General features: G+C 67.8%; 16 protein-coding genes. 4 read left to right on the top strand and 12 right to left on the bottom strand.

Annotation, left to right across the window (positions count from 1 at the left end):
- Positions 1-43: 43 nt before the first annotated feature.
- On the bottom strand, positions 44-1609 hold the full coding sequence (locus ACIP90_RS07080) for an SDR family oxidoreductase (RefSeq protein WP_400578062.1): 1566 nt from the start codon (positions 1607-1609) through the stop codon (positions 44-46).
- A 202-nt stretch (positions 1610-1811) separates the two neighbouring features.
- On the opposite strand from ACIP90_RS07080, the gene mfd reads away from it, so the two are divergent.
- On the top strand, positions 1812-5483 hold the full coding sequence (gene mfd, locus ACIP90_RS07075; protein WP_400578060.1) for a transcription-repair coupling factor: 3672 nt from the start codon (positions 1812-1814) through the stop codon (positions 5481-5483).
- Between the two features lie 4 nt (positions 5484-5487).
- On the top strand, positions 5488-6312 hold the full coding sequence (locus ACIP90_RS07070; protein WP_400578058.1) for a metal-dependent hydrolase: 825 nt from the start codon (positions 5488-5490) through the stop codon (positions 6310-6312).
- An 86-nt stretch (positions 6313-6398) separates the two neighbouring features.
- Here the strand turns inward: ACIP90_RS07070 and ACIP90_RS07065 are convergent, their stop codons facing one another.
- The 6 genes from ACIP90_RS07065 to nirB all read right to left on the bottom strand — a co-directional run bounded on the left by ACIP90_RS07065 (position 6399) and on the right by nirB (position 13509).
- Entirely contained in the window at positions 6399-6632 is a 234-nt protein-coding gene (locus tag ACIP90_RS07065; RefSeq protein ID WP_400578056.1) for a hypothetical protein, read from the bottom strand.
- Positions 6633-6682: 50 nt separating this feature from the next.
- Positions 6683-7423: a deoxyribose-phosphate aldolase gene (gene deoC, locus ACIP90_RS07060; RefSeq protein ID WP_400578055.1), complete on the bottom strand. Its 741-nt coding sequence runs from the start codon at positions 7421-7423 to the stop codon at positions 6683-6685.
- Positions 7424-7520: 97 nt separating this feature from the next.
- The gene (locus ACIP90_RS07055) at positions 7521-8432 is read right to left on the bottom strand and encodes an FAD-dependent oxidoreductase (RefSeq protein WP_400578054.1); all 912 of its coding nucleotides are present in this window, start codon (positions 8430-8432) and stop codon (positions 7521-7523) included.
- A 226-nt stretch (positions 8433-8658) separates the two neighbouring features.
- Positions 8659-9828, bottom strand: a complete 1170-nt coding sequence (locus ACIP90_RS07050; RefSeq protein WP_400578315.1) for a uroporphyrinogen-III synthase — start codon at positions 9826-9828, stop codon at positions 8659-8661.
- 14 nt (positions 9829-9842) lie between these two features.
- Complete coding sequence (gene cobA, locus ACIP90_RS07045; protein ID WP_400578052.1) at positions 9843-10877, bottom strand: uroporphyrinogen-III C-methyltransferase; 1035 nt, start codon at positions 10875-10877, stop codon at positions 9843-9845.
- A 1-nt stretch (position 10878) separates the two neighbouring features.
- Positions 10879-13509, bottom strand: a complete 2631-nt coding sequence (gene nirB, locus ACIP90_RS07040) for a nitrite reductase large subunit NirB (protein ID WP_400578051.1) — start codon at positions 13507-13509, stop codon at positions 10879-10881.
- 292 nt (positions 13510-13801) lie between these two features.
- On the opposite strand from nirB, the gene nirD reads away from it, so the two are divergent.
- Complete coding sequence (nirD, locus tag ACIP90_RS07035; RefSeq protein WP_400578049.1) at positions 13802-14167, top strand: nitrite reductase small subunit NirD; 366 nt, start codon at positions 13802-13804, stop codon at positions 14165-14167.
- A gap of 28 nt (positions 14168-14195) precedes the next feature.
- Here nirD and ACIP90_RS07030 read toward each other — a convergent pair whose 3' ends face one another.
- A complete protein-coding gene (locus tag ACIP90_RS07030; protein WP_400578048.1) occupies positions 14196-15935 on the bottom strand; it encodes a phospho-sugar mutase in 1740 nt (579 codons plus the stop codon).
- Positions 15936-16025: 90 nt separating this feature from the next.
- Positions 16026-16844, bottom strand: coding sequence for a purine-nucleoside phosphorylase (locus ACIP90_RS07025; protein WP_400578046.1), 819 nt, complete (start codon positions 16842-16844; stop codon positions 16026-16028).
- 137 nt (positions 16845-16981) lie between these two features.
- Here ACIP90_RS07025 and ACIP90_RS07020 point away from each other — a divergent pair, with 137 nt between their 5' ends.
- Complete coding sequence (locus ACIP90_RS07020; protein WP_400578044.1) at positions 16982-18400, top strand: NAD(P)H-quinone dehydrogenase; 1419 nt, start codon at positions 16982-16984, stop codon at positions 18398-18400.
- A gap of 18 nt (positions 18401-18418) precedes the next feature.
- On the opposite strand, the gene ACIP90_RS07015 is transcribed toward ACIP90_RS07020, so the two are convergent.
- From ACIP90_RS07015 to ACIP90_RS07005, 3 genes are all read right to left on the bottom strand, one after another.
- Positions 18419-19093, bottom strand: a complete 675-nt coding sequence (locus ACIP90_RS07015; protein WP_400578042.1) for a hypothetical protein — start codon at positions 19091-19093, stop codon at positions 18419-18421.
- 86 nt (positions 19094-19179) lie between these two features.
- Positions 19180-20742: an FAD-dependent oxidoreductase gene (locus tag ACIP90_RS07010; RefSeq protein WP_400578040.1), complete on the bottom strand. Its 1563-nt coding sequence runs from the start codon at positions 20740-20742 to the stop codon at positions 19180-19182.
- Positions 20739-22970: a molybdopterin oxidoreductase family protein gene (locus ACIP90_RS07005; protein ID WP_400578038.1), complete on the bottom strand. Its 2232-nt coding sequence runs from the start codon at positions 22968-22970 to the stop codon at positions 20739-20741. The genes ACIP90_RS07010 and ACIP90_RS07005 overlap by 4 nt, the downstream gene beginning before the upstream one ends.

Below are 22970 nucleotides of genomic sequence, written 5' to 3'. Positions count from 1 at the left end.
CCTCCATTGTTGTGGGGTCAAAACGCTTTTTGCTCCACACATCCTACGGGGTTGCCTGCGTCTCCCTGGCACCGTGTCCATCGCCGCCGGCCTGTTCCTCGCCGGCGATCTTCCGGGCAGCGGCCACGATATTGCGTGACATGGCCGGAAAGATGAGGCCATGGAACGGAAGGACGGCCAGCCAGTAGAGCCGCCCGCTGAGTCCTTTCGGGAAGAAAATGGCCCGCTGCCGGTAACGGCTCCCATTGCCGTCCGGTTCCACTCCAAGTTCCAGCCAGGCTCGTCCCGGTGCGCGCATTTCGGCCCGCAGCCGAAGCAGCTTTCCCCGCTCGATCCGCTCCACGCGCCACCAGTCCACCACCTCGCCTGCGACGAGGTGGTGGGGGTGCCGGCGGCCCCGGAGCAGGCCTGCTCCGCCGGAAAGCTTGTCCAGCCAGCCGCGAACGCTCCAGGCCAGCGGCAGCGAATACCAGCCGTTGCGGCCGCCGATGCCCTCGATGACGGTCCATACGTGCGCGGGGTTCACGTCGGCGTGGAAGCTCCGCTCGTCCACGTGCACTGTGTGTCCAGCCCAGTCCGGGTCGCTCGGCAGGGGATCGGCGTCGGCTCCGGCGTTGGCCCACGTTGTCTCCACCTGTGCGTCGCGTTCCTTTCGCAGCGCGAGGGCGACGGCCGTGCGGTAGCCGGTGAGGCCGCCGTCGGGCCGGCTGATGTAGTTGTCGATGTCATGTTCGGCGGAGACGGCGTCGTGCTGCAGCGATTGCACCAGCGGGACCGACATGGACAGCGGAATGGGGGTCACGAGCGCCACCCAGAGGCCGGCCAGCCGGGGAGCGGGGATGGGGAGCGCCAGCACCAGCCGCAGCGGCAGCCCGGCCTCAGCCGCATGTTCCTTCATCATGCCGGCGTAGCTCAGGACGTCCCGGGAACCGATGTCGAAGGTACGGTTGAGCCGCTCTTCCAAGGACGCGGCCCCAACCAGATAGTGCAGCACGTCCCGAACGGCGATGGCTTCGATGCGGTTTCGCACCCAGCTGGGCGCGGGCATGACGGGCAGGGTTTCCGAAAGGTGCCGGATCATTTCGAAGGACGCGGAGCCGGAGCCGATCACCACTCCAGCCTGGAACACGATGGCATCCACGGGACCGGACAGGAAGACTTCGCCGACGGCCTCGCGGGAGCGCATATGCGTCGACAGTTCGGTGTTGCGGGGGTGGAGCCCGCCCAGGTAGACGATCCGCTGCACCCCCGCTGCCGCGGCCGCGTTGGCCACGAGTTCCGCCATGGCCTTTTCCTTGGCCTCGAAGCCGGAGCCGGCCGCCATGGAGTGCACCAGGTAATACAGGACATCGACGCCCTTGAGCGCGTCCTCCAGGGCGGCAGCATCGTCGAGACTGGAACGCACCACCTCGACGTCGTTGAACCACGGCACGCCGGCGATCTTGTCGGGGGAGCGGACCAGCACCCTGACCCGGTGCCCTGCGTCGAGCAGCCGGGGGACCAGCCGGCCGCCGATGTAGCCCGTGGCGCCGGTGACCAGCACAGTCCGGCCGCTGCTGTTGCCCTTCCGGGTTTCTGCGCTGCTGTCATTTCCGGTCTGGTCGCTCACGGGAGCCTCCTTGGGATGGCGGCATTGCCGGGTCGGACGCCACCTGCCAAGCAAGCTTAGCAACGTGCCTGTCCCACCCGGCCGGGAACCCCCGGATGCCGCCCGGTTCCCGGCGCGGTAGGCTGGGATGACCCGGCATTCTCCCGAATTTCGGGTTTTCGTGTTGCCTGCGTTCACAGTGAATATCCCAGGAGATCCTGCCATGAGCCCCACCGGCCAGCCCAGCAAAGGCCAGCCCCTCAGCGGCCTGCGGCGCGCCCTTGCCGCAGACAAGACTTTCGCCCGCGTCCAGGCGGAGGCGTCCCGGAGCTTCAGCGTCCGCAGTGAGGACTACCAGGTCAGCGCACCCGCAGGTCTTCGCGCCGTGCTGCTGGCCGAGATGGCGGAGGGACTGGAGAATGCCGACGGCGTCCGTCCCGGCATCGTACTGGCCGTCACGGCGACCGGCCGTGAGGCAGAGGATCTCGCGGCGGCGCTGCGCGCGTACCTCCCCGCCGACTCCGTGGCGGAGTTCCCCAGCTGGGAGACACTGCCGCACGAACGGTTGTCGCCGCGCTCGGACACTGTGGGGCGCCGGCTTTCCGTGCTGCGCCGCCTGGCCCACCCGGAAACCTCGACGGCGGGGCCCTTGCGGGTGGTGGTGGCTCCCGTTCGCGCCGTGGTCCAGCCGATCGTCGCCGGCTTGGGCGACCTGGTCCCGGTCACCCTGAAGGTGGGCCAGGAGGTCCCCTTCGATGATGTGATCCGCAGCCTCGCCGACGCCGCCTATGCGCGGGTGGACATGGTGACACACCGCGGCGAGTTCGCCGTGCGCGGCGGCATCCTGGACGTATTCCCGCCCACCGAGGACCACCCCATCCGCGTGGAGTTCTTCGGGGACGAGGTGGACCAGATGCGCTGGTTTGCCGTTGCCGACCAGCGGTCCCTCTCCTCGCCCGGCCTGCACCACCCCACCGAGCTCCACGCGCCGCCGTGCCGCGAAATCCTCATCACACCGTCGGTGATGTCCCGGGCAGCCACACTCAAGTCCCAGCTGCCGGCGGCCGCGGACATGCTGGAGAAGATCGCGGGCGGCATTGCCGTGGAAGGCATGGAGTCGCTTGCCCCCGTGCTCGTGGACGCCATGGTTCCCCTCATGGAGCAGCTGCCCGCCGGGTCCATCTCCGTGGTGATCGAGCCGGAAAAGGTGCGCACCCGCGCCCACGACCTCGCCGCGACGAACGAGGAGTTCCTGGAGGCGGCATGGTCCACGGCGTCCGAAGGCGGCAAAGCGCCTCTGGCACTGGATACTGTCCTCGGTTCGGAGGCTTCGACGGCACTGCACTCAGCCAGCTTCCGCTCGCTGGCGGAAACCCGTTCCTCGGCCCTGGCGCACGAGGTGTCCTGGTGGTCGATCACCTCGCTGGCCACCGACGAGGAGCTTGCGCCGGACATCGACGTGCTCAACCTTCATGCCCGGGAACCCCGGGGCTACCAGGGCGATGTGGCGGAGATGATGGACTTCATCGGCTCCCACGTAAAGGACCAGTGGCGGATCGTCGTGGCTACGGAGGGCCCGGGTCCGGCACAGCGGCTGGCGGAGCTGTTCCATGACGCCGATATCCCCTGTTCCCGAGTGGACTCCCTGGACCACGAGCCCCAGGCGGGCATCATCGAGGTGACCACCGCCGCCGTCGGGCGCGGTTTCGTCCTGGATGGGCTCAAACTCGGCCTGCTGACGGAGGCCGATCTGCTGGGGCGCACGTCGGCAGGTTCCACGAAGGACATGCGCCGCATGCCGTCGAAGCGGCGGAACGCCGTAGATCCCCTGCAGTTACTGGCGGGCGACCACGTGGTGCACGAACAGCACGGCATCGGCAGGTTCGTGGAGCTGATCCAGCGAAAGGTTGCTGGTGGCGGTGACGGCGTGCGCGAGTATCTTGTGCTGGAGTATGCACCGTCCAAGCGCGGCGCCCCCGGCGACAGGCTGTTTGTTCCGACCGACCAGCTGGACCAGGTGACACGGTATGTCGGCGGAGACACGCCGGTGCTCAGCAAGATGGGCGGCGCCGACTGGGCCAGCACCAAATCCAAAGCGCGCAAGGCAGTCAAGGAGATCGCGGGGGAACTCATCCGGCTTTACTCCGCGAGAATGGCCTCCCGCGGGTACGCCTTCGGCCCGGACACCCCGTGGCAGCGCGAGTTGGAGGAGGCGTTCCCGTATGTGGAGACCCCTGACCAGCTGACCACCATCAACGAGGTCAAGGCGGACATGGAGCGGGAAATCCCCATGGACCGGCTGGTCTCTGGCGACGTCGGCTACGGCAAAACCGAGATTGCCGTGCGCGCCGCGTTCAAGGCCGTCCAGGACGGCAAGCAGGTGGCGGTCCTCGTGCCCACTACGCTGCTGGCCCAGCAGCACTATGAGACATTTACCGAGCGGTTCTCCGGCTTTCCGCTGAGTGTGAAGCCGCTGTCCCGTTTCCAAGGTGCCAAGGAGGCCAAGGAAACGGTGGAGGGCGTCAAGAACGGCACCGTGGACGTCGTTATCGGCACGCACCGGCTCCTCTCCAAGGACTTTGACTTCAAGGACCTGGGCCTCGTCATCGTGGACGAGGAGCAGCGCTTTGGCGTGGAACACAAGGAAGCGCTCAAGAAGATGCGCACCAACGTGGACGTCCTGGCCATGAGTGCCACGCCCATTCCCCGCACGCTGGAAATGTCCCTGACCGGGATCCGCGAAACCTCCACGCTGGCAACGCCGCCGGAGGAACGCCACCCCGTGCTCACCTACGTGGGCCCGTACACGGACAAGCAGACGTCGGCCGCGATCCGCCGTGAACTCATGCGCGAAGGCCAGGTGTTCCTCGTGCACAACCGCGTCTCCACCATCGAACGCACGGCCGCAAAGATCCGCGAGCTGGTCCCTGAAGCCAGGGTGGAGGTGGCCCACGGACAGATGTCCGAAAGCCGCCTGGAGCAGATCATTGTGGACTTCTGGGAAAAGCGCTTCGACGTCCTGGTCTGCACCACCATCATCGAGACCGGCCTGGACATCTCCAACGCCAACACCCTGATCGTGGACGGCGCGGACAAGTACGGGCTGTCACAGCTCCACCAGCTGCGCGGACGTGTGGGCCGTGGACGCGAGCGGGCCTACGCGTACTTCCTCTACCCCTCGGAGAAGCCCTTGGGAGAAGTGGCCCTGGAGCGGCTCAAGGCCGTGGCCACCCACAACGAGCTCGGCGCCGGCATGCAGCTGGCCATGAAGGATCTTGAAATCCGTGGCGCGGGCAACCTGCTGGGCGGTGAACAGTCCGGCCACATCCAAGGCGTCGGTTTCGACCTCTACATCCGGCTCGTGGGCGAGGCAGTGGCCGACTACCGCGGCGAGGCCGAGGAAAAGGCCGCTGAGATGAAGATCGAGCTTCCCGTCAACGCCCACCTGCCGCACGACTACGTGCCAGGCGAACGCCTCAGGCTGGAGGCCTACCGGAAGCTGGCTGCAGCCGTGACGAACGAGGCGATCGACGAGGTCCTTGCGGAGCTCGTGGACCGCTATGGCGAGCCGCCGCTGCCCGCCCAGAACCTAGTGGCCGTGGCGCGTTTCCGCGTGGGCGCGCGGGAAGCCGGGCTGTCCGACGTCGCACTGCAGGGCAACTTCATCCGGTTCTCTCCCGCGCAGCTGCCGGAATCGAAGACCATGCGGCTCAACCGCATGTACCCCGGCGCGCAGTCCAAGCCGGCACTCGACGCCGTGCTCATCCCGAAGCCGAAGACGGCAAAGATCGGCGGCCGCGACCTGCAGGACGCCGAGATCCTGGAGTGGGCCAACGGCGTCATCCGGAATATCTTCTCCGACGCCCCGCTTGCGGCGCCGGCAGTCGGCGGCTGAGCCGATGATGGGAGGACACCACGCCGCGTCAGGGGCCGCGGCGTGGGTGGCTGTTGCCTCGACTGGCCCCTATGCGCTGGGCTGGTATCCGCTGGACCCCGTCGGTGTGCTGATCGGCGGCATGGCTACGGCGGGCACCGCCCTGGTGTGCGACTGGGACCACCGCTCGAGCACCGTTGCCCACTCGCTGCCACCACTGTCCAATGCGATTGCGCGGGGGATCGAGAACGCAAGCGGAGGGCACCGGCAGGGGACGCATTCGGTGCTGGGGGCGGCGTTCTTCGTTGTGCTCGCTGCCATGGCCGGGCAGATCCAGCTGCAGACCCATTGGGGACTGCTCTCGGTGGGCGCCGGCCTGCTGTGCATGTTCATGATCAATATCGCCGCGAAGGCCCTGAAGCTGTTTCCCAAGTCGGGCTTCATCAGCAATTGGGTCTTCGCCCTGACGATGGCAGGGCTGGTGACGTGGTTCGCGCCGGACCAGTGGACCTGGCTGCCGGTCTCCATGCTGATCGGCGTCGTGGTCCACATCGTGGGGGACCTCGTGACCGTCGGGGGTGTGCCCCTGCTCTGGCCCCTTGTCATCAGGCCGCCGAAGGCCCTGCGCCGGCTGCCGCTGCTGAAAAATGTGTGGCGGCCCAACGGGGCGCTGTCCATCCCGGTCCTGGGGCGTGCCGGATCCCGGCGGGAATGGCTCGTGCTCATACCGGTCAGCGGCTACGCGATGGTGGGGATGTTCGGGGCGGCGTGGTCCTTGGCCGGCACCCACATTCCGGCGGCTGCGGCGCTCGTCGCCAGGCTGGCGAGCGGACTGCCCGGCATCCCCTGAGCGGACTTGGCACTTAACTTGAGCGGGCACTTAAAAGGCCGCAGCCCCGGAACGTTCCGGGGCTGCGGTTTTTGTAAGGGGGCGGCTCAGTGCTCGCCGGCGGAGTCCGAGCGGCCGAGGATGGTCTGCGGGATCCAGAACGCGAGGGCGAACAGGCCCAGGCACACGGCCATCGGCCAGGGGTTGCCCAGCGTCAGAAAGGACAGCGAGTAAATGGACCCCAGGAACAAGGCCATCATTACGACGAAGAGGACAATGCTGGTGACCAGGCTGTTCTCGTTCTGGGGTGTCTTGACCTGCGTGGTGGTCTTGCTGGACATTCATTCCTCCTCGGCCCCGCGGGGCTCAAACTGTGGCGGCTGCCGGCGGATCAGTAGGCGGACGAACCCTGTTCGCCCTTGACGATCGCGATTCCGGAGCTGGCACCAATACGTGTTGCACCTGCAGCAATCATAGCCTGAGCGTCTGCCAGGGAACGCACTCCGCCGGAGGCCTTGACACCGATGCGGGGACCGACCGTCCGGCGCATCAGGGCAACATCCTCCACCGTGGCACCGCCGCCGTTGAAGCCGGTGGAGGTTTTGACGAAGTCGGCTCCTGCCTCCACGGCGGCCTCACAGGCCAGGACCTTCTGGTCGTCGTCGAGCAGGGCGGTCTCGATGATGACCTTCAGAATTGCTTCACCACCGTGGACGGCCTCGGCCACGGCCTTGATATCGTCCACGAGCGCACCCTTGTCCGAGGCACGGGCATCGGCGATGTTGATGACCATGTCGATCTCGTCTGCCCCGTCCAGCACGGCGCCGCGCGCCTCGAAGGCCTTGACGTCGCTGGGTGTGGCTCCGAGCGGGAACCCCACCACCGAGCAGGTCAGCACACCGGAGCCCTTGAGGGCTTTCTTCACGGTCTTCACCCAGACGGGGTTCACGCAGACGGACTTGAACCGGTACTCGGCAGCTTCGGCGCAGACCTTGAGGATCTCCGCCGCGCTGGCTTCCGGCTTGAGCAGTGTGTGGTCAATATAGGACGCGATGTTGGACGGTTCAGCGCCGGCAGGGATCCCTTCGGGGCTGGTTGCGGTGCCCGCTCCCGGGCTGGCTTCGTTGCTCATGCTGGTCCTTTCCACGGGCCTCGTGGGCCACAGGATCCGCGGGTGTCGCAGGTCCCTGAGTGACCATCTTGCCATAGCACGCGGTGGCCAGCCGGGGCTACGCGGCGGCCGCCAGCGGCGTCCGGGGGACCGTGGACATCAGCTCCGCGGCGCAGACGCCCGCGGCGGAACCGGAGGCAACCAGCAGTCCAAGCCGCACGCCGTCGAACGACGCCGCGTCCCCGATGGCCCAGATGCCGGGCACAGACGTCCGGTAGTCCCGGCCGACCACGATTCCGCCGGATGGGGCCGTCTCCGCCCCTGCGGCGGCGCCGAGGCTGTCCCGGGCGATCCGGTCCTCCGCGATAACCACCAGGTCCCCGTTCATCCGGCTGCCGTCGTCGAAAACGATCCCGGCCGCGGGCAGCACCGAACCGGCCAGAGTGGGGACAACGGCAGCGGGCCTGGCGGTGGTGCGGACCGGCCGGACGCCGCGGGCGCGGAGCACAGCTTCGGCCTGCCCGGCGGCGGCTCCGGTACCGACGAGGATTCCAACGGGGCGCCTGCCCAAGACCTGGGTGACTTCCTTGACGGCATCAGCGATCCTGGCGGCGTCATCGATCGTGGAGTAGTTGAGGCAGCGGCCGGCGCCCTCGACAGGGGACTGCCGGGGAGCCGAGCCCGTGGCGATCACCAGCTGGTCATAACTGAATTCCATGCCGTCGGCCGTGGTCACCACGCGGGCTGCGGCGTCGACATGGCTGGCGGGCTGGCCGAAGCGTGCGGAGACAAACGGCAGGGCCGCGAGGTCGAGCAGCTCATGCGGTGCGTCGTCCTGGCTGCTCAACACTGTGACAGTTCCCGGGAACCTGACTTTTGCGAGCTGGCTGACGAGCGCCCGGGCTGCAGGACCCGCGCCGGCAATGACTACCTTTGGTGCGGTGCCGCTCGGTGCGGTGTCCGCCGGTGCGGAAGCAGGGACGGAGCCAGGAGCGGTGGGGATGAGCGGAAACTGTGCCGGAGCGGACATGTGCGGGCCCTTTCAGATACTGCAGGCGGGCCCGGATTCCGGCCCCGATGTGCTGACAGGACACAGCGTAGACGGCCGGTTTTTCGCGCATATTTCCCGGCTGTTGCGGAATTGTCCCCGCCTGTTCGCCAGTTTTTACCCGACGGTAATACACGAAACGCGGGACCGCTCCGCGCCCATTCCGGCAGGCGGAGTGGGCAGCGTGCGGCCCCGCGGTGCTGAGGCGCTAGACGCGGATCCGGTAGCCGCGCTTGACCACAGTCTCCACGAGTCGGCCGTCCGGCAGGGATGACCTTAGCCGGCTCACCGTCATGTCGAGGGCGTGCACCGACCCGCGCAGTTCGAGGAGTTCCGACAGCGACTCCCTGGAGAGCACAGCGCCGCCTGCCCCGAGGAGGGCGCGCAGCAGCAGGAGCGGCGCCGGGGCAACTTCCACCGGCTCGCCGTCGATCCGCAGCGAGCGGCCTCGCAGTTCCACACTGCCGGAGCGGGTTTCCAGACGGCGGACATGGTTCAGTGCGAGGTGTTCGCACACAAGCCTGATCAGGGCACCCATCCGGAACCTCTCAGGAACCAAGGGAGCGATCCCGGCGTCCAGCAGCGGCTGGGCGGTCACGGGACCCACGACGGCGGTGGTGACGGTGGTCTTCAGACTCTCCACGAGCTGTTTGTACAGTCCCATTTCGTGTGCAGTGCTCCACATCGCGTCCACGGCCGGGGCGCTGGTGAAGGTCAGGACGTCGAGGTTGCCGCTGCAGGCGGCCTCAATCAGCCGCGGCAGGCGGTCTGCGCCGTCGGGCTTAACCCAGCGGTAGGGCGTGACGGTGAGCACCGTCGCACCGGACATCCGCAGCCGCTCAAGCTGGCGGACATCCGTGTAGCCGTGCAGCTGCACGGCGACTGTCTTGCCGCGCACGCCTTCCTGGAGCAGCATGTCAACCAGTGTCGCCGTGGTTTCGTCGCTGCTGATGCCGACGTCGGCGAGGCCGGCCGCGCGGACCGCGCCGCGGGCCTTGGGCCCCCGGACGAACATCCGGCAGGCCGCCAGGGTGTCGAGCAGTTCCTCGCCGATGCCGGAGGCGTCCGCGGCCTCGCACCAGCGGCGCATGCCGTAGGCGGTGGTGGCGATGCACAGGTCCGGCTTCGCCGCGATGATGGCCTTGGTGTCCTCGATGAGGCTGATGTCCTCGTTCACCGGCGCGATCTTGAGGGCGGGGGCGTGCAGCACTTCAGCGCCCCGGCGCTCCAGTGCCTCGATCAGGTCGCGGGAGCGGCGGTGTGAGGTGACGCCGATCCGGAAACCTTCGAGCGGAGCCTCGGTGGCTGACTCCGCGGCGGCCGACTCGTGCGGCTCCCGAGCTGCGGGTTCTGTTTCGGCGGGGGCCACGGCATTCAATGCACTCATAACGTTCACGATTCCAGCAGGGAGGCCGCCAGGCGGTCAAGGTCGGCGGCGGCCTCGGCATGCCCGCGGTTGGCCTCAGCCACCCGCACCACCTCACCGATCACCAGGACGGCGGGGTTGCTGCAGCCTGCCGCGGCTGAGGCAATCGTGCCCAGTTCCGCGATCGTGGTGCGCTGGCCGGGACGGTACCCGCGCTCCACCACGGCCATGGGCATGTCGGCGCGCATCCCTGCGCGGCGCAGGCCTGCGGCCAGGTGGTGCAGCGTGCCGATGCCCATCAGGACCACAATGGTGCCGCCCAGTCCTGCCAAGTGGGTAAGCTCCTGCTCGGTCAGAGGCGCGTGGCCGGAAACCACGGTGAACATGTGGCTGACTTCGCGGTGCGTCACCGGGATCCCTGCAGCGGCAGGGACCGAGATGGCGCTGGTGACGCCGGAGACCACCCGGACGGGCACGCCGGCTGCGACGCAGGAGGCGACTTCCTCGCCGCCGCGGCCGAAGACATACGGGTCACCGCCCTTGAGACGCACCACGTTGTTGCCGGCCAGGGCGCTTTCCACCATGAGCTTTTCGATGTCGCCCTGGCTCACCTTGTGGTGGCCGGGCTTCTTGCCCACGTCCACCAGTTCGGCCGAGGTCATGGACGGCAGCTCCTGATAGGGGGCCAGCCGGTCGTAGAACACGACGTCGGCATCGCGCAGGGCGTTGACTGCCGCGACGGTCAGCAGCTCGGGCGTACCCGGACCGCCGCCGACCAGGGTGACGTGTCCCGGCAGCCCGGCGGCCGGCTCGGCGGAGACAGGGATGCCGGCGGCGCGGCAGCGCTCCAGCAGGGGCTCCCAGCCTGGCTGGCCGTCGTTGACTGCCGCCACCAGGAAGGGGCGCTCGGGCAGGGGACCGTCGTGCCCGGCACCCTGCGGCGTGCTGAGGCGGTAGACGATGGCTCCGGCCGCCTCAAAGCGGCGGACCGCCTGGCGGGCAGCGGCGTCCGAACCCGTAACCAGGACCTCGCGTCCGGTGAGATCAATGCTGAGCTGCATGCTATACCTCGTTCTCATCGCGGGGCCTCATGGGGATGGAAGCCCCAATTAGCACTTTGCCTTTTTCCTCAGCCGTTGCAGGGCGCATCTGGCCGCGCTCATCGGGGACGAAGGTAATGGAGTCGTCCTTCTGGTCCGGGGCGTTGACGAAGGAGCGGAACCGGCGCAGGCGCTCGGGGTCCGTCAGGGTGTCGGCCCACTCGTCGACGTAGGTGTCCACGTGCTTGGCCATGGCCGCCTCGAGCTCCTCGGCGATGCCCAGGGTGTCATGCACTACGACGTCCTCGACGTGCTTGATGCCGCCGTCGAGCTCCTCCTGCCAGCGTGCGGTGCGCTGCAGGCGGTCGGCAGTTCGGATGTAGTACATGAAGTAGCGGTCGATGTACTTGATCAGCGTCTCGTCGTCCAGGTCCTTCGCCAGCAGCTGGGCGTGGGCCGGGGTGGCACCGCCGTTGCCGCCGACATACAGGTTCCAGCCGTCGGCCGTGGCGATGACGCCGACGTCCTTGCCGCGGGCCTCGGCGCATTCGCGGGCACACCCGGAGACACCCATCTTGAGCTTGTGCGGGCTGCGGAGGCCGCGGTAGCGCAACTCCAGCTGGATGGCCATGGCCACCGAATCCTGGACACCGAAGCGGCACCAAGTGGAACCGACGCATGACTTCACCGTGCGCAGGCTCTTGCCGTAGGCCTGGCCGGACTCGAAGCCGGCATCCACCAGTTCCTTCCAGATTTCCGGCAGCTGCTCCAGCCGGGCGCCGAACATGTCGATCCGCTGGCCGCCAGTGATCTTGGTGTAGAGGCCGTACTTCTCGGCGACGGCGGCGATGACTCCCAGCTTCTTCGGGGTGATCTCACCGCCGGCGATCCGCGGGACCACCGAGTAGGTGCCGTCCTTCTGCATGTTTGCAAGGGCCCGGTCGTTGGTGTCCTGGAGGGTGCCGCGGCCGGCGTCAAGGACATAGGCACTGTTCTGGCTTGCCAGGATGTTGGCGATGGTCGGCTTGCAGATGTCGCAGCCGGCGCCTGTGCCGTACTTGGCCATGATCTCTTCGAAGGAGGTCAGCTCCAGGACACGGATGGCGTCGAACAGCTCCTGGCGGGACAGCTCGATGTGCTCGCACAGTGCCTTTGAAACCTCGACGCCGGACTTGGTGAGTTCGGTTTCCAGCAGCTTCTTGAGCATCGGCACGCAGGAACCGCACTGGGTGCCGGCACGGGTGCAGCCCTTGAGCTCGGCGAGTTCCTGGACGGGGGCGTTGCCGTCGCAGGCGCCGCAGCCGTTGATGGCGTCGCGGATGCTGCCGGCCGTCACGTTGTTGCAGGAGCACAGGGTTGCGTCGTCCGGCAGCTCGGTTTCGGGCGCCTCGCCGCCGCCGGCGGCCGTAAGGTAGGCACCGGGCTCGGCCGGAAGCTCACGGCCCAGGAGCGGGCGGAGGCTGGTGTACGGGGCGGCGTCGCCAACAAAGATTCCCCCGAGGAGGGTCTTGGCATCGTCGGTGGTGACGATCTTCTGGTACACGCCGCGGGCGGGGTCCGCGTAGACAATTTCGAGGGCGTGCTCGGTCTTGGCGAAGGCGTCACCGAAGCTGGCCACGTCCACTCCGGACAGCTTCAGCTTGGTGGCGGTGTCGAAGCCGGGGAAGGTGGCTTCGCCGCCGTGCAGGCGGTCCGCCACGATCTCAGCCATGGTGTTGGCGGGGGCCACGAGGCCCAGGCACATGCCGCCGAAGTTCGCCACCTCACCGATCGCCCAGATTCCGGGGACCTGGGTGGAGCAGTCATCGTTGATGACGACGCCGCCGCGGGGGCCAAGATCAAACAGGGGCTCCTCGCCCTCCGCCGCGCGGAAGAGTTCATCGCGGGGCCTGACGCCGATGGCCACGACCACGAGGTCGGCAGCAATGGTGCGGCCGTCGGCCATCAGCACGCCGGTGACCTGGCCGTCGTCGTCGGCGAGGATTTCGGACGGGAACACGCCGCCATGGACCTCGAAGCCCTTGGCCTCGATCAGGCGGCCCAGCGCCTGGCCGGCGCCCTCATCGAGCTGCGTGTTCATGAGCCACGGGGCGCCGTTGATGACCACGGGCTTGGCGCCGAGCTGTTCGGTGCCGGCTGCGGATTCCAGGCCCAGCAGGCCGCCACCGATGGTGACGGCGTTGATCTTGCGGCCAAGCTTGTCGGTGAGTTCGGCGATGGACTTGTTGATGGCCCAGACGTCCTCGAGCGTGCGGTAGACATGCACGTGCTCGGCTCCGGGGATCGGGAGCCTGGCGGCGTCAGAACCGGTGGCCACCACGAGCTCGTCGTATTCATAGCGGTTGCCGGCGGCAGTCTCGACGGCCTTGGCGGCGGCGTCGATCTTAACGACGCGCTCGCCGGTCTTCAGGGTGATTGCCTCGTGGTCCCACATGGAGGCAGCGCCGAGAGTGAGGTCAACGGTGCTGTCCGTGAGTGCCTTGCTCAGCGCAACGCGGTCGTAGGGCAGGTGCGCTTCTTCCGTAAGTACAGTTACTTGCCAGCCTTCGAGGCCACGGGCATGCATGGCGTCTGCAAAACGGTGGGCAGCGGGGCCGCCTCCGGCGACGACGATGCGGCGCGGTGTCTCTGTGCTTGAAGTCTGTCCGGTCACTTAGGGGCCTTTCGCATGGGCCGCAGACGGGGCTCTGCAGCTTGTCCATCCAGACTAGGCAGGGGCAGTTTCGCTTCAGTTTCCCTTTTGTTTCGTGATCTTAACTTCTGCATCACGAACACATTTCCAGGCAAGTGAGGTGTCTTTTACGTTCCGGACACATTGGCTGCACGCCTTTGAAACACCGGGAACCTACTTTGGATATACCGCCGCAGTGGCGGCTAAGCAGGCGAAAATCGCCTCGCGGAAACCGGCCATGTGCCGGGATGCAGGCAAAGGGAGAGGAGCCGACATGACGGCAACACTGGAACTTGAGGATCTGACCACCGGGTATGCCACTGGCTGGCACCGCGTCTGCCCCGTGGACGAACTGGAGCTCTCCTGGGGCGAGGCGGCACTCGTTGACGGCCGCCAGGTAGCACTGTTCCGTACCGCGCCCGGTGAGGTATTCGCCGTAGCCCAGGAAGACCCGGCCACCGGCGCGTTCGTCATGGCACGCGGCATCCTCGGATCACGCGGCACGCGTCCCACCATCGCGTCGCCGCTCCACAAAGAGGTCTACGACCTGGAAACCGGCGAGTGCTTTGGGAACCCCGACCTGCGCCTTGCCACGTTCGCCGCACGGATTGCAGACGGCCACGTCGAAATCGAGCTGTAGCCCCTTAGCCCCAACCCTGGAGCCGGCGCTACAGCCCCAGGGCCTCGCGGACGTCGCCCAGCACCCGGTCCAGTGCGGCCCGCGCGGCTGCCCGGGCCGCGGGGAGCTCGGCCGCCGAGCCCACGCTTTGGATGACTTCCAGGTAACACTTGAGCTTCGGCTCCGTGCCGCTCGGACGGATGATCACGCGGCTGAGATCGCGCGTGAGGTAGAGCAGCCCGTCCGTCGGCGGCAGCTTGTCGCTGCCTTCGGCAAGGTCAATGAAGGATTCCACGGCCGAACCGCCGAACGACTCCGGCGGGCTCACGCGGAGCCGGTTCATCATGGCATTGAGCAGGCCCAGGTCCGCCACGCGGATGCTCAGCTGGTCGCTGGCATGCAGCCCGTGGACCAGGTACAGCTCGTCCAACGTGTCAAAGATGGTCTTACCGTCCGCCTTGGCCGCTGCCGCGAGCTCGGCGATCAGGAGGGCCGCCGAAATGCCGTCCTTGTCTCGGACCAGATCCGGGGCCACGCAGTAGCCCAGCGCTTCCTCGTAGCCGTATACCAGGCCCGGAACCCGCGAAATCCACTTGAACCCCGTCAGGGTTTCCTCGTGGGCGTAGCCTGCCGCTGCCGCGATGCGCGAGAGCAGCCGCGAGGAAACAACGGAGCTGGCGAACACGCCGTCGTGCGTTTCCCCGGTGGGCGCGGACAACCGCGCCACCACATGCGCGCCCAGCAGCGCCCCCACTTCATCGCCCCGCAGCATCCGCCACGCGCCAGTGTCTGGATCCTTGGCCGCCACTGCCGCGCGGTCGGCGTCGGGGTCGTTGGCCAGGACGATGTCCGCGTCGGCCTGCACGGCCGCCGCGAGGGCGAGGTCAAGTGCGCCCGGTTCCTCGGGGTTGGGGAAACTGACGGTGGGGAAGTCCGGGTCAGGCTGGGACTGTTCGCTGACCACTGTGACGTCGGAGAATCCCGCTGCCTTGAGAACCGCCACTGCGGTGTCCCCGCCTACTCCGTGCAGGGGCGTGAGGACGATCTTGAGGTCACGGGCCGGAAAGAGATCCGCCTTTGCCAGGGCGGCTATGGCTGCTTCATAGTCTGAGACGATGCCGGCTTCGAGCACACCCCAGCCGTCCTGGGCCAGGATGATGGAATCCAGGGCAGGCACCCTGTCGATCTCGGCCGCGATCAGGGCGTCGTACGGAGCCACGATCTGCGCGCCGCGGCCGCCTTCCTCCACAGCGTGGCGGCCAAGATACACCTTGTAGCCGTTGTCCTGCGGCGGGTTGTGGCTGGCTGTGACCATAACGCCTCCGTCGCACTCGAGCGCCCGCACCGCGTAGGCAAGCAGCGGCGTGGGCAGCGCGGCCGGCATCAGCAGGGTTTCGATGCCCGCCGCCGTGAAGATCGCGGCAGTCTCCTGGGCGAAGATGTCCGAGTTGTATCGCGCGTCGAAGCCGACGACGGCGCGTGGCCGGGTTCCCGGTGAGGCCTCCTCGACTGCCTGGGTCAGGAAGTTCGCGAAACCTGCCGCTGCGCGGCGGACCACGACCCGGTTCATCCGGTTGGGGCCGGGGCCAAGGGGCGCGCGGAGGCCGGCCGTGCCGAACTGCAGAGTGCCGCTGAAGCTGTCCTTCAGCTGCTGGAGGGCAGAAGGAGTACCGGCCTCAGCTTGGGATAGGAGCTCGGCGAGGGATGCGGAAGTGGCGGGATCCGGGTCCATACCGGCCCAGGCGCGGGCCTCGCTGAACAGCTGGGAGTCGGCGTCGGAGGACATCATAAGGTCCAAACTATCGTCAAAGCTGGGCCGTCGGGTGCCGGATAAGCCAGCCACCCGGTCACATCTTCGCGACTGTTTCGGAAGGCCGGATCAGAGCCTGGCGATGATTTCGGCCAGGAGCTTGGAGATGCGCGGCCCGGCAGCGTGGCCCGCCTCGAGCACTTCCTCGTGGCTGAGCGGCACCGGGCTGATGCCGGCGGCAAGGTTGGTCACGAGCGAGATGCCGAAGACCTCCATGCCCGCGTGCCGTGCCGCGATGGCTTCCAGGGCGGTGGACATGCCCACGAGATCGGCGCCGATGCGCTTGGCGTACTGCACTTCAGCTGGGGTTTCGTAGTGCGGCCCGGTGAACTGCGCGTACACGCCTTCGTCGAGGGAAGGGTCCACTTCCTGCGCGAGGCCCCGGATCCGGGCGGAGTACAGGTCGGTCAGGTCCACAAAAGTGGCGCCTTCCAGCGGAGAGGTGGCCGTGAGGTTGATGTGGTCTTTGATCAGGACCGGCGTCCCCGGCGCCCAGTTCTCATTGAGTCCGCCGCAGCCGTTGGTGAGCACCAGTGTCCTGCACCCGGCGGCTGCAGCGGTGCGCACACCGTGCACCACGGCGCGGACTCCCTTGCCTTCGTAGTAGTGCGTGCGGGCACCTAGAACCAGCGCGCGCTTGCCTTCCCTCGTCAGCACTGACCGGATGGTGCCCACATGGCCCTCCACGGCAGGGGCGGAAAAGCCCGGCACCTCGGAGGCTGCCAGGGTTGCCGTGGTCTCACCGATCAGGCTGGCGGCCTCGGCCCAGCCGGAGCCCAGGACCAGCGCGACGTCGTGTGACCCAACGCTGGTTTTGGCCGCGATGTAGTCGGCGGCGGTCCGGGCAACTTCGAACGGGTCAGTGTTCAGGAATTCTGTATTACTCACTGGTACAAGCTATCGCGCGGCAGCGCCGGTGCCCAGCGCGGAGCACACGCCTGCCCAGCGCGGAGCGCACTCCTGCTCCTGCACGGCGCGTGCAGTTTGTTGGTGGTGCGGCAGCCAATGGGCGAGAATGGTTGACTGTGACTATGCATCCTGATTTCAGCGCACCCCGAATCGCAATTCTCGGCGGAGGCCCGGGCGGCTACGAAGCCGCCATGGTTGCCGCCGCGCTGGGGGCCAAGGTCACCATCATCGAGCGCGCCGGCCTCGGCGGGTCCGCCGTACTCACCGACGTCGTGCCCTCGAAGACGCTGATCGCGACGTCGGACCTCATGACCCGGGTCGGTGAGGCGGGGGAGCTTGGAGTGAAGTTGGACGTCGACGGCGGCGGTGACTTCGTGCCCGTCATGCGCGCGGACCTCAAGCACATCAACGACCGCCTGCTCGGCCTCGCACGCCAGCAGTCCCGCGACATCACTGCCGGCCTGGAACACCAGAACGTCCGCATCCTGATCGGCTCGGGCAAGCTGGTTGACAACCACACCATCGAAGTCCTCACCGCCGAGGGCACGGAAACGGTCGAGGCGGATGCGATCCTGCTGACCGTCGGTGCGCACCCGCGCGAGCTGCCCACCGCACGGCCCGACGGGGAACGCATCCTGAACTGGGCCCAGATCTACAACCTGGATGAACTGCCCGAAGAGCTCATCGTGGTGGGTTCTGGTGTGACTGGCGCTGAATTCGCCTCCGCCTATAACGGCCTCGGGTCGAAGGTCACCCTGATTTCCAGCCGGGACCGGGTGCTTCCCGGCTCCGACACTGACGCCGCCGAGGTGCTCGAAGAGGTGTTCGAGCGACGCGGCGTGACGGTCCTGTCCCGCGCCCGTGCCGAAGCGGTGGAACGCACCGGCGACGGCGTGGTGGTCACCCTCGGCGACGGCACCAAGGTCACCGGCAGCCATTGCCTGGTCTGCGTGGGTTCGATCCCGAACACAGCCGGTATCGGCCTCGAAGAGGCAGGCGTTGCGGTCACCGAGAGCGGCCACATTAAAGTCGACGGCGTTTCCCGCACCACCGCGCCGAACATCTATGCCGCCGGTGACTGCACCGGTGTCCTCGCGCTGGCCTCCGTCGCCGCGATGCAAGGCCGGATCGCCATCGCGCACTTCCTGGGGGACCAGGTGACGCCCATCAAGCTGCACCAGGTGGCGTCCAACATCTTCACCTCACCGGAGATCGCGTCCGTGGGTGTGTCAGAAGCGGAGATCGAGTCCGGCAAGTACCAGGGCGACATCATCAAGCTTTCGCTGAAGAGCAATGCCCGCGCCAAGATGCGCAACGTCAAGGACGGCTTCGTCAAGATCTTCGCCCGCAAGGGGTCGGGCACTGTGATCGGAGGAGTGGTGGTGGGTCCGAATGCCTCCGAGCTGATCTTCGCCATCGCCATCGCAGTGAAGCAGAAACTGCACGTGGACGACGTCGCCAGCACCTTCACCGTCTACCCGTCGCTCAGCGGTTCGATTTCCGAAGCAGCCAGGCGCCTGCACGTTCATAACTAGGGTCAGGCACATCCAGGGTCAGGCGAAGGCGTACGCCGGAACGCTGTCGCCCGGGGTGAAGGGCGTGAACCACCGCTGGATGTCCGGCGTGCCGGCAGCGTCTGAATACAGTGCTTCGCACTCTGCGTCCTCAAGCAGGACTTCCTCCACAATCGCCCGCCACTCACCGGGAAGGTCCAGATCGTAGATTTCCTCGGTGACCTGGGCCTGGTCCAGCAGGCAGCGGACAGCGAGTTCGGCCGCGAGGCAGCCGGGAGCGATCCAGCCGCGGGCCAGCGATGCGGTGATGTCCGCCGCGACGACGATGAACTTCTGGGTGAACGTGACGTCGTAGCTGTGAGCGAACCGGGGCGGCAGCGAGGACAGCACGGAGGTCCCGGCGACGTGGGCGGGTGTGACCGTGTCCAGTTCGCGCAGCGTTCCAAGGTCACGGAACAGCTGGTCCATGAGGACGCTGGAGGAGTTCCACAGGAGGCCTGCCAGCAGGTGCGTCTGGCGCACTGACCGCTGCCTTTCATCGGGAGCTACGGACGCCATCTCTTCCAGGTCGTCGGGGTCGAACTGCAGCCGCTGTTCGGCGGTCATGTCATCGGGATGCGGGTCGAGCCCCAGGAGCTCAAGGCTCAGCCCCGTGAGCCTTTCGGCGTCGGCCAGCAGCTCATCTGTAATGTCGTCGTCTTCGTCGGCACTCATGCTCAGATGCTACCTGCCATCCGCGGCATGCCCGATTTCTGTGACGCTGGGGCGGAGACCCCTTGTGCACGGGTGTTGGTCAGGTTTTAGGCGGCTGCCGCCTGGAAGTGTTTTTCGATGAGCCCCTTGATGTCCTCGTGGCAGCCGCCGCAGCCGGTGCCGGCGCGGGTGGCTGAGGAAACATCGGCCACCGTGGAGCAGCCGCCCGTGACGGCTTCGGTGATCTTGCCGCCACTGACACCTGCACAGCGGCAGACGGTGCTTTCCGGATCGCTCGAAGCAGCGGATGGCGCCAGCTGGTCCGGACCGTCCAGGCGAAGGAGCAGGGAACGGTCCGCGGGCAGTTCGGCGCCGCGCTCGAAGAGCTGCACGAGTTCGCCGGCGGTGCGGGGCATTCCCACGCTGACGAGGCCCTCAAGCACGCCGCCGCGGGTGGTCATCTTCACGTAGCGGCCGTGCTCCGGATCGGCCCACTGTGCGATCTGCAGCCGTGGCCTGCCGTTGACGGCTCCGGCGGTCAGGACGTCCTCATCCCACGGCTCGGCGGAGTTGTCCCCGGCCACGGCCATGTTCATGCCGCGGGCCTTGAGCACGATCACCCCGGGCTTCTCCTGGGGGAGCGGGGGCAGCGACTCCGCGTCACCCTGTGGTCCCTCGGCCAGCCGCAGCAGGTATTCGGCGAGCCATTCGGCCTGCCTCCACCCCGGACCAACCAGGCCGGACGGACCGCGCGCCGTACGGCACTCCAGGCAGCCCGGGTCCGGGCAACGGACCTCAGCGCAGTCGCCAATGGCGAAGATGTGCGGTTCATGGTGCGCGCGCAGGTGGTGGTCCACGAGGATGCCGGTGCCCGTCGACAGCCCGCAGCCCTCCGCCAGCTCCGTGCGCGGCCGGACACCGCAGGAGAGGACCAGCAGGTCGCCGTCGATGGCCGAACCGTCGTCGAGCAGCAGAGCCGAGAATCCGCCGCCGGGGGCGTTGTGCTCAACGCCCGTGGAGCGGGCGTTGGCGGCCACGCGGACGCCGCAGTTCCGGAGGCTGGCGGCGAGCACTGCTCCGCCGCCGCGGTCGATGTTCCGGCCGAGGGGGTGGGGCCCGTTGTGCACCACGGTCACGGTGGCGCCTTCCTCGGCCGCCGCGAGGGCCGTCTCGAGTCCGAGCACGCCGCCGCCCAGCACCACCACGCGCTTGCGGCCCGCGACAGCTTGGCGAAGGACCTCGGCATCGCGGAGGTCGCGCAGGGCGGTGACACCGGGCGGGAGAACAGGGGCTGCCGGGTCCGGGTTCATGCCGGTGAGGTTGGGGATGACGGGCCGGGAGCCGGTGGCGAAGACGAGCCGGTCGTAGTGGGCGGAGGTGCCGTCGGAGAGGAGGACGTTTTGCCGTGCCCGGTCCACGCGCTTGACCTTTACGCCCAGCCGGACATCGACGCCGTCCACCGCGAGAGCGGCTGCGTCGGCCAGGGCAAGTGCCTCCGGCGTGGTGCGGCCCACGCCCAGGTCAGCGACGAGGACGCGGTTGTAGGCGGCGTCCGGCTCCTGGCCGATGACGGTCAGCCCTACCTGCCCTGCGCGCAGCGCGGGCAGCAGCTCGTCGACCAGCCGCGCCGCCACCGGACCGAATCCGACAATTACAATCTGCTCGCTCATGAGGCCTCCGATGTCTGAAGAACGCTGGTGTCTTGTAGGCTCCCTGCCAACCGGACCCAGACTTTGTTGTACTTGAATTCGGGCATCCCCGAGATGGGATCCGTGGCGGCTTCGGTCAGCCGGTTCGCACTTTCCAGTTCCGGGAAGTGGAACGGCAGGAACACGGTTTCCGGACGGATGGCCGTGCTGAGTTCCGCCCGGCACACCACCTCCCCGCGCTCATTCGCCACTGACACCTGCGCGCCGTCCGTGATGCCCATGGCCGCTGCCGCGGCCGGATGGATCTGCATCCTGGCTTCAGGCTGGGATGCGAGGAGCTCGGATACGCGGCGGGTCTGGGCGCCTGACTGGTAGTGCTCCAGCAGGCGCCCCGTGATGAGGGTCATCGGTTTCGCGGCCGGGTCGGCATTTGCTGCCGGAGTACGACGGCGGCGGGGCGCCACCGGGGTCATCACGGCCCTGCCGTCAGCATGCGCGAACGCATCCAGGAACAGCCGCGGCGTTCCGGTGCTGCCCGCGGGGTAGGGCCAGTAGGCGGCTGCTCCGCCGTCGAGCATGGCGTAGTCAATGCCGGAGTAGTCGGCTGCGCCGCCGGCGGAGGCCAGGCGGAGCTCCTCGAAAACCGTCTCGGGATCGTCGCTGTAGGTGGACGGCGCCTCGAGTGCCTCTGCCAGCCTTGCCATGATCCACAGCTCGCTGCGGGCACCGGCGGGTGGCTGGATGGCCTGGCGGCGGCGGAGCACGCGGCCTTCGAGGTTGGTCAGCGTGCCCTCTTCCTCTGCCCACTGGAGCACCGGCAGGACGAGGTCGGCCTCGGCGGCGGTCTCGGACATGAAGAAGTCGCAGACAACCAGGAATTCCAGGGTACGGAGCCTCCGGATGACGTCGTTGGCATCGGGGGAGGCGACGGCGATGTTGGAGGCGTGCACGAACAGGCACTGCACGCCGTCGGGTTCTCCCAGTGACTTGAGCAGCTGCACGGCTGGCAGGCCGGGGCCGGGGATGAGTTCCTCGGGGACGTTCCAGACCTTGGCCATGTGTGCCCGCGCGGCGGGGTCGGTGATTTTGCGGTAGCCGGGCAGCTGGTCGGCTTTCTGGCCGTGTTCGCGGCCGCCCTGGCCGTTGCCCTGGCCGGTGAGCGTGCCGTAGCCGCTGCGGGCCGTTCCGGGCAGCCCGAGCAACAGGCTGAGGTTGATGGCCGCCGTGGCGGTGTCGGTGCCGTCCACGTGTTGTTCCACGCCGCGTCCGGTGAGGATGTAGCTGCCGCCGCGGCGGGCGCCCTCGGCAAGCATGCGGGCGGTTTCACGGATGAGCTCGGCGGGAACACCGGTGATGGACTGGACCCGCTCGGGCCAGAAGGCGTTGACGCTGCGGACCAAGGCGTCGTAGCCGGTGGTGCGCGCTGCGACGTAGCAGGCGTCCACGAGGCCCTCGTGGATTACCACGTGGGACAGGCCAAGCAGGAGCGTAAGGTCAGTGCCGGGCAGCGGCTGGAGGTGCATTCCGCCACCGTCGGAGGTGAAGGCCGCCGTCGCGGAGCGCCGCGGGTCCACCACAATCAGGCCGCCGGCGTCACGGACGCCCTGCAGGTGCTGGACGAAGGGCGGCATGGTCTCGGCGACGTTGGAGCCGAGCATGAGAATGGTGCTGGCCGTGTCCAGTGCCTCAAGCGGGAACGGCAGGCCGCGGTCCAGGCCGAAGGCACGCATGCCGGCAGCGGCGGCGGAAGACATGCAGAACCGGCCGTTGTAGTCGATGCGGGAGGTGCCCAGCGCAAGGCGGGCGAATTTGCCCAGCTGGTAGGCCTTTTCGTTGGTGAGGCCGCCGCCTCCGAAAACGCCAATGGCGTCCGCTCCGTGCTTGGCACGGATCTCCCGGACAGCAGTGGTGATGCGGGCGAGCGCCTCGTCCCACGTGATGGGGCGGAAGACGCCGTCGGGCCCTTTGAGCAGGGGCTCGGTGACGCGCCCGGGGTGCTGCAGGAGCGAGGCAGAGGTCCAGCCCTTGCGGCAGAGGCCGCCGCGGTTGGTGGGGAAGTCACGGCCGTTCACTTCGAGGGCCTGCCCATCCGGCGCGGGCGCGTTATGGACGGTCCCGTCCTGGGCAGGTGCGGCAGGCGCGGGCTTTGGCCCCGGCTGGACAGCCGGGGCCAAAGCCGCTGGAGACTTGAGCGTCATGGCGCACTGCAAGGCGCAGTAAGGGCAGTGCGTGTCGGCGCTTTTGGTCAT

The sequence above is a fragment of the Arthrobacter sp. NPDC093139 genome (assembly GCF_044754165.1).
In the GTDB taxonomy this organism is placed as follows: Bacteria; Actinomycetota; Actinomycetes; order Actinomycetales; family Micrococcaceae; genus Arthrobacter.
This window is presented reverse-complemented; position numbering and strand designations above follow the sequence as displayed.

Excerpts from the sequence above, each read along its gene's own strand:
- mfd (WP_400578060.1), top strand. The coding sequence starts at position 1,812 with ATGAGCCCCACCGGCCAGCCCAGCAAAGGCCAGCCCCTCAGCGGCCTG.
- ACIP90_RS07065 (WP_400578056.1), bottom strand. The coding sequence starts at position 6,632 with ATGTCCAGCAAGACCACCACGCAGGTCAAGACACCCCAGAACGAGAAC.
- cobA (WP_400578052.1), bottom strand. The coding sequence starts at position 10,877 with ATGCAGCTCAGCATTGATCTCACCGGACGCGAGGTCCTGGTTACGGGT.
- ACIP90_RS07005 (WP_400578038.1), bottom strand. The coding sequence starts at position 22,970 with ATGACCAAAAGCGCCGACACGCACTGCCCTTACTGCGCCTTGCAGTGC.
- ACIP90_RS07030 (WP_400578048.1), bottom strand. The coding sequence starts at position 15,935 with ATGATGTCCTCCGACGCCGACTCCCAGCTGTTCAGCGAGGCCCGCGCC.
- ACIP90_RS07070 (WP_400578058.1), top strand. The coding sequence starts at position 5,488 with ATGATGGGAGGACACCACGCCGCGTCAGGGGCCGCGGCGTGGGTGGCT.
- deoC (WP_400578055.1), bottom strand. The coding sequence starts at position 7,423 with ATGAGCAACGAAGCCAGCCCGGGAGCGGGCACCGCAACCAGCCCCGAA.
- ACIP90_RS07055 (WP_400578054.1), bottom strand. The coding sequence starts at position 8,432 with ATGTCCGCTCCGGCACAGTTTCCGCTCATCCCCACCGCTCCTGGCTCC.
- nirD (WP_400578049.1), top strand. The coding sequence starts at position 13,802 with ATGACGGCAACACTGGAACTTGAGGATCTGACCACCGGGTATGCCACT.
- ACIP90_RS07015 (WP_400578042.1), bottom strand. The coding sequence starts at position 19,093 with ATGAGTGCCGACGAAGACGACGACATTACAGATGAGCTGCTGGCCGAC.
- ACIP90_RS07010 (WP_400578040.1), bottom strand. The coding sequence starts at position 20,742 with ATGAGCGAGCAGATTGTAATTGTCGGATTCGGTCCGGTGGCGGCGCGG.